Here is a 14,538-nt window from a genome sequence, read left to right on the forward strand (position 1 = left end):
AAAAATTAGGGGATAGTTTTTCACGTTGGCGACTTATTATTTAGCAAATATAACAAAGTCAAACAGAAATACATTTTTAAAATTGGGCATAAAAAAAGAAAGTTTCTCAATGAAAATTTCTTTTTATTTTTTTTTTAAAACTAGAATTAATTTGCTGACAAAATGAGAAAACTCTACAGCAACAACCAAAAGGAAAACGAACGTAAATAACTTTTTCATGGTATTTTTTGTACGTCGAAATTCGGGAAAATTATCCGAAAATTGGATTGCAATCTACCATTTGTAGGTCTTACAAACAGCATAACTTTCAAAATAAGATCATTTAATTTATAGACAAAAGCTTTTAGTTTTGCTGCTTTATTTTGAAAATAAAGAAGAGGAGTTTATTTACTTGTGGTTTGAAATGATTCCTTTTAGCATTGCAATCAGATCTTCAAGTTCCGTTGGTTTTATGAAAAACTCATAAGGTCCCATTGCTTCCATCGCAAGTTTTTGAGCTTCGCTAATGTGTGCCGTATAAATAATTGCTTTTATAGAATCAAATCGGGTATTTTCCTTAATCTTTGCAATCATTTCTTGACCGCTGATTTTAGGCATTTTCATATCTACAAAGACAATATCCGGTAAACTATTCTTGGGATTTTCAATATGCGAAAGAAAATCAAATGCTCTCTCATAATAATTGAATTTACTATCAATTCCAATAAGTTCTAAAGCAATTTGAAAAATTGTTGCCTCGTCTGAATCATCGTCTACAAGGGCAATCTGCATATTTTTATGGTTTTGCATCTAAAAAAAAGATATTAGGGAAAATAAAATTAACACTTTATTTTAATATTTCAATGCTTTTTAAAGATTAATTTTAACCCTAAAAACAATGATTTTCATCGGTTTTCAAAACTGCTCATTTCACCTACAAACTTTGGTACACTGAAACTTTGCAACTCCTAAATAAATTCTTAAATTCGTACCTTCAAAATAAACTAGAAAATACAATCAAATGAAATACGATATTATTGTTTTAGGAAGCGGTCCTGGAGGTTATGTAACTGCAATTAGAGCTTCTCAATTAGGCTTTAAAGTAGCCGTAATTGAAAAAGAAAACCTAGGCGGCATCTGCTTAAACTGGGGTTGTATCCCAACAAAAGCACTTTTAAAATCGGCACAGGTTTTCGATTATTTAAAACACGCTTCTGACTATGGCTTGACCATCGAAAAATTTGACAAAGACTTCAATGCAGTGGTTTCTCGTTCAAGAGGCGTTGCAGAAGGAATGAGCAAAGGTGTTCAATTCTTAATGAAAAAAAATAAAATCGACGTTATCAATGGTTTTGGAAAAGTAAAACCAGGAAAAAAAGTGGACGTTACAGATAAAGATGGAAAAGTTACTGAATATACTGCTGATAACATTATCATCGCAACAGGAGCACGTTCTCGCGAATTGCCAAACTTGCCTCAAGATGGTAAAAAAGTAATCGGTTACCGTCAAGCAATGACACTTCCAGAACAACCAAAATCGATAATTGTTGTAGGTTCTGGAGCCATTGGTGTTGAGTTTGCGCACTTTTATAATTCAATGGGAACCAAAGTTACCATCGTTGAGTTTATGCCAAACATCGTTCCGGTAGAAGACGAAGATATCTCTAAACAAATGGAACGTTCGATGAAAAAAGCAGGAATCACTATCATGACAAATGCTTCTGTTGAAAAAGTGGACACTTCTGGAAATGGAGTAAAAGCTACGGTTAAAACCGCAAAAGGAGAAGAAATTTTAGAAGCTGATATCATTCTTTCTGCTGTTGGAATCAAATCTAACATCGAAAATATTGGTTTGGAAGAAGTGGGAATCGCAACTGACAGAGATAAAGTTTTGGTAAACAAATATTACGAAACCAATATCCCAGGTTATTTTGCCATTGGTGATATCGTTCCAGGTCAAGCTTTGGCGCACGTTGCTTCTGCTGAAGGAATTCTTTGCGTTGAAAAATTGGCTGGACATCACGTAGAACCGCTTGATTATGGCAACGTTCCGGGTTGTACTTACGCGACTCCAGAAATCGCTTCTGTTGGTTTGACTGAAAAACAAGCTAAAGAAAAAGGATATGAATTGAAAATCGGAAAATTCCCGTTCTCTGCTTCTGGTAAAGCGCAAGCTTCTGGAACTCCAGACGGATTTGTAAAAGTGATTTTCGATGCCAAATATGGCGAATGGCTAGGTTGCCACATGATCGGTGCTGGTGTTACAGATATGATTGCAGAAGCAGTTGTGGCTCGTAAACTAGAAACTACAGGTCATGAAATCATCAAGTCAATTCACCCGCACCCAACAATGAGTGAGGCAATTATGGAAGCGGCTGCAGCGGCTTATGATGAAGTAATTCACCTATAATTAAAGATTTTTAGATTGCAGATTTAAGATTTGCAATCGATTATAAATAAAAAAAATCCGTTTTGAAATTCAAAACGGATTTTTTTTATTTATAATTTTTTATTTAGTTCAGAAGAAAATTTACCCCAACATTTAAGGAAAGTCTCGTATTAAAAAAACTGGAATTATTGCTATTCTCAAAAATTTCACTAAAACCCATTTGCTCATCATATTCGACATATAACTTCAACTTATCAGAGATAGGAAATTTTACACCAATTCCAAAAGCTACTCCAAAATCAGTATTTTTAAAATCCTCAGTAGTATCAATATCCAAATCTTTAGCTTTTGAATTTATTAAAAATCCAGCATACGGCCCTAAATGCATATACCAATTTCTTTTTCTCCCAAAATGCCATTCTGTTTCTATTGGAATTGTAAAATAATTTAAATCAACACTTGTAGTTTTAATGTTGGTTATACCAGTATCTTGGTCATAAATTCCATAAAAAGCATTATCATATCCTTTTCTATCATAAATTAGTTTTGCTCTAACACTCCATCGATCTGAAAAATAATAATCAGCAGAAGCCGATACATTAAAACTTACTTTACCATCTGAAGATCCATAGCTATCTCTGATATTCGAATAATTCAAACCTGTACCGCCTCCAAATTCTATCTTTCCTTTTTCTTGAGCTTTCCCAGAAAAGATAAATCCGAGAACACAAACTGCTACAATTGCTACTTTTTTCATTTTATTTAATTAAGCCACAAACTTATAAAATAAACGTAATAAAAAAGATACAAAAAAAATATTTAAAATCTATTTTTAAATTGTTTTCAAAGCTTCTACAAGAACATCAATATCTTCTTTCTCATTAAAATGACTAAATGAAATTCTCAAGCTCGGCTTTCTTATTTCCTCCTCTGATAAAATTTCCACCAAAACGTGCGAAGGTTTGATACTTCCTGATTGGCATGCGCTTCCTCGTGAAACTGCAATTCCTTTCATATCTAAATTGAAAAGAATCATTGAAGTTTTGTCTTCTGAAAACGGCAATAAAACATTGATTATATTATAAAAACCTTCTGGATTTCCATTGATTTTATACTCTAGGAAATTGGATTTCAATTCAACTACGAAATACTTTTTCAACTCTAAAACATGCTTTCTTTCACTTTCTAAATTTTCATACGAAAGCTCTAAAGCTTTTGCCATTCCAGCGATATTATGAATCGATTCGGTTCCGGCACGAAGCCCTTTTTCTTGTTCGCCTCCAAACAACAAAGGCTGCAGTCCTGAATTTTTCCGGATGAAAGCAAAACCAGTTCCTTTTGGCCCGTGGAATTTATGAGCGCTTGCCACAATGAAATCTGCATCAATTTTCTGCAAGTCAATTTCGGTCTTCCCAACAGATTGCACGGTATCCGAATGAAAAAGTGCTTTGTGCTGTTTGCACAAGCGTCCCACTTTTTCGAGATCTAAAACAGTCCCGATTTCATTATTGACGTGCATCAACGAAACTAACGTTGGAATATCTTCAGACAGCAATTCTACCAAATGATTGATATCTACTTCGCCATTTGATTTCAATTTTACAAAATCCACCTTAATTTGATAGTCAGATTGCAAGGCCAAAACGGGGTATAAAACCGCGTGATGCTCGATTTTGCTCGTGATAATTCTCTTGATTTTTAAATCTTCAACAGTCGAACGCAGAATCCAATTGTTGGCTTCGGTACCGCCAGAAGTAAAGATAATTTCCCGGGCCGTGGCATTGATTTGCTTGGCAATTGATTTTCGGGAAGTTTCTAAAATGGTTTTTGAAGTTCTTCCAAAACTGTGCGTTGACGAAGGATTTCCATAATCTTCGGCCATTATTTTCGTCATTTCCTGAATTACTTCGGGACGAAAAGCGGTTGTGGAAGCATTATCAAGATATACTTTTTTCATACTGCAAAAGTCGGGAATTATTGTGAATTATAAAATCTAATTCAACGGAAGAGTTTCCACTTTTGATTTAAAAATAGTCTTCACATTAAAAACGATAATTGATAAAAAGATCAACGAATACGCTACAATTTGAAATGGCGTAATTTCTTCTTTGTAATAAAAAATAGCCAAAAAGAAATTTATCAACGGGTTGATGTACAGCAGAATTCCAACGCTTGCGGAGCTCATTTCTTTCAAGGCAAAGAGATTTAAAAACAACGGAATGATGGTAAAGAACACCGAAATAATGGCAATGTAAACATAAAAAGAGATTTCTGTTGGCACTTCGCCACGATAAAAAGGAAAAAACGGAAGCAATATTACAGCCGAAGTTGTCAATTGCAAAGTGAGCAGTAAAAACTTGTCGATCGCTTTATTTTTTCGTTGGCTTACTAAATACAAAGCATAGGTTGCCGCAATAATTACGCTGTAAAAAACATCCATCAAATGATTAAACCCAAGTAAAATGCAGCTAAAAACACTTAAAGCTACAGCTGTCCACTGCCACTTGTTTAGTTTTTCTTCCAATATAAAATAAGCGAAGACCGTGGTCAAAATGGGGCACACCAAATAAGCAAATGCCGCCGATTTCACGCTGACGTGGTTCATCACATAAATAAAGAAAAACCAATTGGCCGTCAATAAAATAGCGCCTCCCAGCGTTAAAAGAAAAGCCTCTTTTTTTTGCTTTTTAGACATCGCTAAGAAATTGTCTTTGGTTTCTTTCAAAACATTTCTTCTGAAGATAAGGTTAATGCCAAGCATCAGGATAACGCACAGAAAAACCCTGTAAAACAAAATATCCAGCGACGGATAATGGTGCAACGGCTTTAAAGCCAAACTGAAAAAACCCCAGATAATAAATGCTGCAATTGCCGCTGAAAAGTGTTTTGAAGTACTCATTTTTATATAAAAAAATCCGAAGCAAATGTAGGTATTACATTCGGCTCCGGATTTTTTATTTTGAAATAATTAAGAGAAATTAATGGCCGCCTTCTGCTTCAATAGCATCCACATCAATATTTTGTTTTTTCAAGATTCCTTTTACGGCAAAACCATAAAAAGCGATGTAGGCAAAACAAAGAACCGGAATGAAATAGGATTCGTGGATTCCGATAATATCAGAAATTTTCCCTTGCAATGGCGGAATAATTCCACCACCCAAAATCATCATTACCAAGAATGCAGATCCTTGAGAAGTGTATTTTCCTAAACCAGTAATTCCTAAAGAAAAAATTGCCGGCCACATAATGCTGCAGAATAATCCACCGCTCATAAAGGCATAAATCGCAACGGTTCCTGTAGAAAACAATCCTATAAGCATTGCAATCATTCCGAAAACTCCGAAAATCATTAACGTTTTTGCAGGTTTGTCTTGCCCTAAAAAGAATCCCACGATTTGAACCGCAACAACTGCAGCATAAGCATAAAGCGGCGTAATGTCTTGACCTGAAATATAATTTACGAAAAGAACCACTCCAAAAGCGATATAAGGAACAACAATCAACAAGATTTTTCTCAAGCTATTTGACGGATTAAAGACCGAAATGGCTCCAGCCCAACGGCCAATCATCATGCTTCCCCAATACATCGAAATGTAAGGTGCAATTGCTGCACCAGTGATATCGCCAAATTCAGGAGTTCCTAAAAGTTCGGCTAAATTACTTTGGATCGTAACTTCCACGCCAACATACGTAAAAAGTGCCAACATCCCTAAAACCAACTGTGGATAACGCATTGCGCCCCAACCTTGTGGCGATTTTTGTGCTGCAGAATTTGCGTAAAGCAATCCGAAAACAATGATCAGCAAGGTTCCAACAGTGAGCCAAAGCCCTAAATAATCGACTTCTTTATTTTCAACAAATCTTGTGATAAATTCTGGATCTTCATAACGTGAAAAGATGTACCCGAAAATTGCGATTAGCACAACAGTAATCATGATCAATATATTTCTTGCCTTATCTGCAGGTTCAAAAGTAGCATCGCTTTTTCCTGCCGGCAATTTTTTAGAAAAGAAAAACAGCGCCGCAGCCACTAAAAATAGTGCTCCAACGGCCATATAAAGAATTTCCATTTTGTCAAGAGAGTCTGCTTTTTTAGCAAATTCTTCCAAATTAACACCTGCAATCACTCCGAAAAGCGCTATTGAAACCACGATGGGACCAATTGTAGTTCCAAATGAGTTAACGCCACCTGCCAAATTCAAACGGTTTGAAGCTGTTTGCGGCGAACCTAAAGAGGCAGCAAAAGGCTGTGCCGAAGTTTGCTGCAATGAAAATCCCAGCGCCACTACAAACAAAGCGGCCAAAATCAAGGCGTAACTTCCTTGCGTAACCGCGTAAATCATAAAAGCAGCACCGACGGCACTGATAATTAATCCGTTTATAATTCCTTTTTTAAATCCCCAAGAATTCAAGATGTCTTTTTTTGCCATACCGCTGAGAATAAACAGTAATAAAGCGCCAAAATAATAAGCACCATAAAATGCAAAATCGATCAGCTGGCTTTGAAACTGGTCAAGACCGAATTTAATTTTGCAAAAGGGAATGAAAACACCATTTGATGCTCCGATAAATCCCCAAAAAAAGAAAACCGTAATCAGCGTATAAAGCGCCGAATTATTGGATTTTGTTTGTTCTGAATTCATAAGTTAAGGGTTAGGTTTTATTTGTATTTTCAATTTAATTAAGGATTTTTCAAAAATGCATTTCAAAATTTATGATAACTTAAAAAAATATTGGCTAAATATACATTTATAAGAAATTACTAAACAAGCCGTTGCAATATAGTTATTAACGAAAACGTTTTCTTAACTGCAAATAATTTCATTTTATCTAATATTACAACGTTTGCGGTCCTGATAGTGCCCAAAAGTGCTATTCTGATTTTTTTACTTCTGATTTAGGTCCGATTCCGTTGTTGTTAAAAGCTTCGATTTGAAAATAATACGCATCTGAACGGTCCAATCCGTTGAAGTAATATTCATTTTTTCCGTAAACCATAATCGAGCCGTACAATTTGTCCGCTGATTTTCCGAAATAAATTACATAGCCGTCTGCATTTTCTTCTTGCTGCCATTTAAACCAAACGCTTCTTCTCTCCCCTTTTTTCTTGGCTTCTGCTCTTAAAGGCGCAAAGTTTTTTACCGCATTTGGTTTTTGTCCCGCACCTTTTCCAAAAACTCTAAAACCGCTGATGGCAAATTTTCCGGTGGGCATTTGGATATTTTCTAATTTTAAATAACGTGCTTTTCCTGGTTTGTCTAATTCGATATAATCGTGCGGTACGTCTTTTGTATTTTTGCTTTTATCTACCAAAATTTTCCAGTTTTTGTTGTCATCCGAAGCATAAATAATATATTTGTGACCCGTTGTGGTTTCTGGTTTTCCAATTAATTCCACATCTTGGTCGGCATAATTTATCTGGATGGCATTAATTGTAGATTTTTCTCCCAAATCAGAAATGATATATTCTCCTTTATTAGCCGTTTTTGCAGACCAATAGGTTTTCATGTCTTCATCGGTAATGAAATTAGGCTGCAACCCACCCAAAGTTGATGAAACCTGAACCGTTTTATTATAATTCAAAAGCATCCATCCCGAAAAATTTTCGTTCAAATGGTTTTTCTTTTCCGAAGGCAAAAATGTTGGATAATCGCCATAAGCCGTGTTGGAATACATCACGCCATCGGCATCAAAACCAGCCGGCCAGATTCCGATTCTTCGCTCGAAATTGTTTTTTGTCGAAAGTACGATGGTCGAAACGTGCCAATAATCATTGTTGTTATCTTGATACGTTGCGCCGTGACCCGCGCCTCTTGCAAAACCGCCCGGCTTATATGAAAACGGATTGTGTGACTGGTATTCAAACGGCCCAAGCGGATTATTTCCTACGTAAACTCCGTCGGCATAACCGCTAAATTCGGTACCCGGAGCGCCATATTGCAAGTAATATTTATTGTTGTGTTTGGTCATAAAAGCACCTTCGGTAAAAGGCTGTAAAAACGTATTGTCATTATTTTCCCCGAATCGTTCCCAACCGTGTTCGTCATCGTTCAGTGCCAAAACCGGAATTCTTTCGCCTTCTGGCTGAAACGTTTTTCGGTTCAATTTCATTCCGTACAGCGGATATAAATTGCTGGAACCATAATACATATAGACTTCGTCTTTTTCTTTGTCCCAAAAAATTTGTGGATCCCAAGCAGCGGCTTCTGACTTGTGGACTAATTCCTTCCAGTCATCCGTTTTTGGATTTTTGCTCATCCAAAGCGGAAAATCTTTAGTGTGCGTGGAACCGATTACCAGCAAAGTATCGTTTACAAAAGAAACTGAAGGCGCACAAAGTTCATCATAAACCTTATGTTCTGGGCGAAGAAATTTTCTTGGAATAAATTTCCAGTCCAGCATATCTGCGCTGTGCCAGTATCCCCATTGATTCGTAGAAAACAGGTAATATTCTCCTTTGAAATTGGTGATTACCGGATCAGCAGTGGCTCGGTGTTTTCCTTGCGTGACAAAATTTGGAATCGGGCAATAGCCGTAATCGATATTGATGGGATTGCAGTATGTTTTTTGCTGGGCAAAAGTTTCATGGGTTCCCGAAAGTAATAATATCGCTATGAAAAAATTTAAAAATGGGTTGCTTTTGTTTTGTATCGAAATCATATCTTATGAATTTTGTAATTGAAATGTATTCTTTTTTGTAAAAAAACCCTTTAGAATCAACTAAAGGGTTCCTTCAAACTCACAAAAAAAATTATTTAACTAATTCAAACTCCTTGTTTAAAACTTCATCCGAATTGGTTCCTACAAATACCTGGAATTTCCCTGGTTCTGCCACAAAGTTTAAATCTGAATTGTAAAATTTCAAATCCTCAACCGAAATTTCGAATGCAATATTTTTAGTTTCTCCTTTTTTCAATAGTATTTTTTGAAAACCTTTCAACTCTTTCACCGGTCTTGTTACAGAACCAACCATATCTCTGATGTATAACTGGACTACTTCTTTTCCGTCAAAATTACCGCTGTTTTTTACATCAACAGAAACTGTCATTTTTTGATTTGCATTTATTTTTTCTGTAGAAAGTTTTAAATTGCTGTATTCAAATTTAGTGTAGCTCAGACCAAATCCGAATGGGAATAATGGCTCGTTTCTTTCGTCAATATAATTAGAACGAAATTTTTCAAATTGACCTTCTTTGTTTGCCAACGGTCTACCTGTATTTTTATGATTGTAAAAAATAGGCACTTGACCTAAACTTCTTGGGAAAGTGGCAGACAATTTAGCCGATGGATTTACATCTCCAAACAACACGTCTGTGATCGCATAACCCGCTTCACTGCCCGGAAACCAAACATTCAGCAATGCATCTGTTTTATCAATATCATTGGTCAGAACTAACGGACGCCCTGTGAATAAAACTACCACGACTGGTTTTCCTGTTTTTTTCAAAGCTTCTAATAAATCTCTTTGAGATTGTGGAATTTCAAGATTTGTCCTGCTGCTGCTTTCGCCACTCATTTCGGCAGATTCACCGATTGCAGCAATAATTACATCTGATTTTTGAGCAATGGCAACAGCTTCAGCAATGATTTCTTTTGGCGTTCTGTTATCTCTGTTCATGTCTTTGCCAAACATGGTAGCATGTTTTTGAAATTCCGCGTCATAATCTAAATTGGAACCTTGGGCATACAGTACATTCACTTTATTGCCCAAAACTTCTTTCATCGCATCTTTAAAAGATTTTGTTCTTTCTTGGTTTGTAGCAACGCTCCAAGTTCCTGCCATGTTGTTTCCTGCATCCGCCAAAGGTCCAATTAAGGCAACCGTTCCTGATTTTTTCAATGGCAAAAGTTGGTTGTCATTTTTCATCAAAACCATCGATTCAGAAGCAATTTTTCTTGCTTCAGCTCTGAAACCATCGGTGTAAATTTCTTTTTTTGCTCTTTTTTCATCGCAATATTTATAAGGATCATGAAATAATCCCAAGTCATATTTGGCATTCAAGATCAAACGAACTGCATTATCAATTTCTGCAATGGTAACTTTTCCTTCGTCTAAAGATTTTTTAAGCGTAGTTAAAAAACCGTCTCCAACCATATCCATCTCCACTCCTGCTTTTAATGCCAACGCCGAAACCGTTTGCAAATCGCCCATTCCGTGATCAATCATTTCAGGAATTCCGGTGTAATCCGTTACCACAAAACCATCAAATTTCCATTGGTTTCTAAGCACTTCTGTCAATAGCCATTTGTTTCCTGTTGCAGGAATTCCGTCAATTTCATTGAACGCTGCCATCACACTTCCTGCACCTGCCTCTATAGCTTCTTTGTAAGGAGGAAAAAATTCATTGTACATTCTGATATGGCTCATATCTACGGTGTTGTAATCTCTTCCCGCTTCTGGAGCTCCATAAAGTGCGAAGTGCTTTACACAAGATAAAATGGTATTGTTTTTTGATAAATCATTGCCTTGGTAACCTCTTACCATTGCTGCTCCAATTTTTCCTGCCAAGTAGGGATCTTCCCCGTTTCCTTCAGAAACTCTGCCCCATCTTGGTTCGCGAGAAATATCAAGCATTGGCGAAAAGGTCCAGTTGATGCCGTCAGCACTTGCTTCTGTTGCTGCGATTCGTGCACTTCTTTCTACCGCTTCCATATCCCAAGAAGTGGACAGGCCTAACGGAATTGGAAATGTAGTTTCATAACCGTGGATCACGTCCATTCCGAAGATTAATGGAATTCCCAATCGGCTTTTTTCTACTGCAATTTTTTGAACGTCCTTAATTTTTGCTACGGACTTGATGTTGAATAAACCTCCAACGTGGCCGTCTTCTATTTTTTTGGCAATGTTTGAACTTTTTGCTTGGCCTGTGGTAATGTCTCCAGAGCTTGGGAGGTTTAACTGCCCGATTTTTTCATCTAAAGTCATTTTTGAAATTAATTCAGAAACAAACTCCTGTTTTGGCTTAATGGCGTTTTTTTTCCTGTCTTTTTGGGCGTGAACCGAAAAAGAAGTCGCTAATACTACTAATGCTACTGCTTTTAAATTCATTGTACTGTTTATTTTAGGGGTATTTATATTCTGGCAACCTGATTTTTATGCGTTGATTGATTGATGTTTTTGGCATTCGCAATTTTGGCGGACTGGCGTTTAATTTGTGCAATTGGCTTCTCAAATAGCCCCGACTTAAGGGAAGAACCTTTTTATTTTTTTCTTTAAAAAATAAAAAGTTCTGGAAAGAAGGCGGGAAAAGGGATGGCAAAAAATGCCCAAGCCTTTCGCTTCTCAAAAAAAGTTCTGTTTTAATAGTTCCGGTTTTTCTACTAAAAGTAAAACCGGAACAAACTAAAACAAATTTAAAATCCGTGTTTTCCGGAATGGAAACCTAAATTTAGCAATCCTTGGCGCACTTCGGGAGCATTCATAAAAAGATTCCAAAGTAAGCCCGTTCTATAATTTTCTATCATCACGACCATTGGACCCTGATCGATGGCAAGGTATCTTTTTGCCGACCATCCAAAATGTGTGGAATGAGCATCATAAAAACCTGCCGGTCCCCACATTGTACCGCTGTTATTTTCATAAAAATTTCGCATTGCTGCCAATGATTCTGCCGGCGTGTAAACGATGGAAGATATTGCAGCTGTTGGAGAAATTACGCCTTTATCGTTTGATGGCATGTGCGCATTGTAACCGATAGTGCCGTCGTTATTTCTGGTATATGAAGCGGTCAATCCCCAATAATTTGGGCCGTATCCTGAGAAATTTCCGGGATTTTCAACGCAATGCTGGTAATTTATTTTGGTATGATTTACGTTCACGTCCCAATAATTTACATATTGGTCTGTAAGTTGCGTCGGATCTAAACCGACATATGAATAATGCGCCCAAAATAAAGGTCCTCCCGCTTCTTCAGCACCATTGTGCTTTACAACAAGTGGAATTCCGTATTTGGTATTTGACGAAACAAAGGCTCCATTTCTGGCCCAACCTTGATGATAAGGCGCTGGCGTGATGGGATGCGTTGGAGATGAAGCTGCCAAAACGTAAGTGATTAGCGTTTCATCATAACCTTTAAGCGGAAAGTTCATTTCCCATCCATAATTAGGCGACCAATGCCAATATAAAACGTCTTGTCCGTTTCGGTACCAATCCCAATCGACACCTTTCCATAGGTTGTCAAATTTTTGTGCCAAAGCTTGTTCTTCAGGAGAACCGTTTTTGAAAAATTCGCGAACACAAATAATTCCTTCGCATAAGAAAGCGGTTTCTACTAAATCGCCACCGTTGTCTTTTTGGCCAAAAGGTTTTACTTTTCCGGTGTTTCCATCAATCCAATGTGACCAAGCTCCGTGAAACCTGTCTGCATTTTCAAGAAAATCTGCAATTGTGTTTAATCGGGCCACGGCTTCGGTTCTTGAAACATAGTTTCTTGAAACAGCTGAAACAATTGCCATCAATCCGAAACCTGAACCGCCAGTTGTGATGATATTTGCATCATTTTCTGGGTAAATTCCGTCAGGATGGTATCTTTCTCTCGCCAATTTTGAATTTGGTTCTGCAAAATCCCAAAAATATTTGAACGTCTGCTTTTGCACCAAATCCATCAGCTGATCGTCAGTCAATGGTGCTTGCGTTTCAGGTGTGGCAGAATCGCCCCCGGATGGAGACGATTCACTTGACCCACAACTTGTAAATATAAAAAATAAGAAAAGTAGGTATTTCATTAAAAAAACTTAAAAATTAGTAACCTGGATTAGGTGTCATTCCTGGTGTTGCAATCAATTGATTGTTAGGAATCGGGAAAAGCTCATGTGTACCCACAATGAACGTTTTTCCATCGGCAGCCATAGCTGCTTCTGCTTGACCCGTTCTGATTAAATCAAACCATCTGTCGTGTTCGAAAGCCAATTCTAACCTTCTTTCTTTCCAGATAGCTGTTCTCATTTGAGATTGGTTTGAAAAAGCAACAGCACCTAAATTCACTCTACCACGAACTTCGTTTAAAGAAGCTACAGCAACACCTGAATTATTCAATTCATTTGCAGCTTCAGCATGAATTAAATAAATTTCTGCTAAACGTAAAACTCTAATGTTTTTGTCTCCATCTCCTGCTCCAGCATTTGCGCTTGAATACGCTTTTTCATTATACATTGGATTCTCTACTGCAGTACTAACTTCACGTCCGTCAAATAAAGTTTCACCTCTGAAGATAATTGTTGCATCTCTTCTAATTGCATCTCCTTCAGCATTGAAAGCATCTAACAGATTTTGAGATGGCGTATTAAATCCCCAACCCCATCCGCTGGTACCACGTGCACCTTGCGTTTCAGAATATTGTTGTACACCGTGAGCAATTGATTCTCCACGAGCTTGAACTTCAAAGATTGATTCTGTACCGTTTTCAGTTTCTTCTCTCCATAAAGTTGCATAATCACCTTCTAAACCATATTCACCAGAAGTGATTACTTGGTTTGCGTATTCATAAGCATTTGCCCAATCTTTTTGATATAAATACACTTTTGCTAACAAAGCTTTTGCAGCCCCTTTTGTAGCTCTACCTAAATCAGCTGGTGCATATTGGCTTTTTTCTGGTAAAGTTGCAATAGCATCTAAAAGATCTTGTTCGATGTAATCATACACTTGTTCTTTTGGTACTCTTGTTGTTAAATCAAGGTGTTGCAAAGGCACATCTCCCCAACCTCTTACCAAAAAGAAATAATGATACGCTCTTAAAAATTTAGCTTCACCAATCAATCTATTTTTATAAGCTTCGTCAGTCAAACCATAATCTTCAGTATATTGAATTGAATAAGTTGCACGACCAATCGCTTTGTACCAATTTGTCCACATTGCTTCTACAGAACCAACAGTTGCTGTGTGCGTTAAACCATCAAGAAGTCCTTTGTCGCCTCCTGGATCGGTGGGTGAACTTCCTTTGTCAGCGTTATCAGAAATGATTTCTGTTATTCCTAAGTAAGAAAAAGCATAATCCCATTCTGTCATCATTCCGTAAATACCATTCACGAATTGAACTGGTTCATATACCACTCCGCTGTCTTCTTGAGTAACGTCTTTCCTTTTGTCAACGTCAAGAAAATCATCACATCCTACTAGCAAACCAGCAGCGAAAGTGAAACAAACTATTTTTTTATAATTAATTTTCATAAGT

10 protein-coding genes are annotated in these 14,538 nt (G+C 37.0%); 1 reads left to right on the top strand and 9 read right to left on the bottom strand.

Annotated elements, in window-relative coordinates:
- Positions 1-387: 387 nt before the first annotated feature.
- On the bottom strand, positions 388-771 hold the full coding sequence (locus EG849_RS08270; protein ID WP_158611932.1) for a response regulator: 384 nt from the start codon (positions 769-771) through the stop codon (positions 388-390).
- A 229-nt stretch (positions 772-1,000) separates the two neighbouring features.
- Here EG849_RS08270 and lpdA point away from each other — a divergent pair, with 229 nt between their 5' ends.
- A complete protein-coding gene (gene lpdA / locus EG849_RS08275) occupies positions 1,001-2,389 on the top strand; it encodes a dihydrolipoyl dehydrogenase (protein WP_125012614.1) in 1,389 nt (462 codons plus the stop codon).
- A 103-nt stretch (positions 2,390-2,492) separates the two neighbouring features.
- Here lpdA and EG849_RS08280 read toward each other — a convergent pair whose 3' ends face one another.
- From EG849_RS08280 to EG849_RS08315, 8 genes are all read right to left on the bottom strand, one after another.
- Positions 2,493-3,125 (bottom strand): porin family protein, encoded by a 633-nt coding sequence (locus tag EG849_RS08280; RefSeq protein WP_125012615.1) that lies wholly within the window; start codon positions 3,123-3,125, stop codon positions 2,493-2,495.
- A gap of 75 nt (positions 3,126-3,200) precedes the next feature.
- A complete protein-coding gene (locus tag EG849_RS08285; RefSeq protein WP_125012616.1) occupies positions 3,201-4,325 on the bottom strand; it encodes a cysteine desulfurase family protein in 1,125 nt (374 codons plus the stop codon).
- 36 nt (positions 4,326-4,361) lie between these two features.
- The gene (locus EG849_RS08290; protein ID WP_125012617.1) at positions 4,362-5,267 is read right to left on the bottom strand and encodes an EamA family transporter; all 906 of its coding nucleotides are present in this window, start codon (positions 5,265-5,267) and stop codon (positions 4,362-4,364) included.
- Between the two features lie 79 nt (positions 5,268-5,346).
- Complete coding sequence (locus tag EG849_RS08295; RefSeq protein WP_125012618.1) at positions 5,347-7,011, bottom strand: MFS transporter; 1,665 nt, start codon at positions 7,009-7,011, stop codon at positions 5,347-5,349.
- A gap of 229 nt (positions 7,012-7,240) precedes the next feature.
- Entirely contained in the window at positions 7,241-9,028 is a 1,788-nt protein-coding gene (locus EG849_RS08300) for a discoidin domain-containing protein (protein ID WP_125012619.1), read from the bottom strand.
- Between the two features lie 91 nt (positions 9,029-9,119).
- Complete coding sequence (bglX, locus tag EG849_RS08305) at positions 9,120-11,417, bottom strand: beta-glucosidase BglX (RefSeq protein ID WP_125012620.1); 2,298 nt, start codon at positions 11,415-11,417, stop codon at positions 9,120-9,122.
- A 305-nt stretch (positions 11,418-11,722) separates the two neighbouring features.
- A complete protein-coding gene (locus tag EG849_RS08310) occupies positions 11,723-13,093 on the bottom strand; it encodes a glucoamylase family protein (protein WP_125012621.1) in 1,371 nt (456 codons plus the stop codon).
- A 16-nt stretch (positions 13,094-13,109) separates the two neighbouring features.
- Entirely contained in the window at positions 13,110-14,534 is a 1,425-nt protein-coding gene (locus EG849_RS08315) for a RagB/SusD family nutrient uptake outer membrane protein (RefSeq protein WP_125012622.1), read from the bottom strand.
- Positions 14,535-14,538 lie beyond the last annotated feature (4 nt).

Source organism: Flavobacterium macacae (genome assembly GCF_003865365.1).
GTDB lineage: Bacteria > Bacteroidota > Bacteroidia > Flavobacteriales > Flavobacteriaceae > Flavobacterium > Flavobacterium macacae.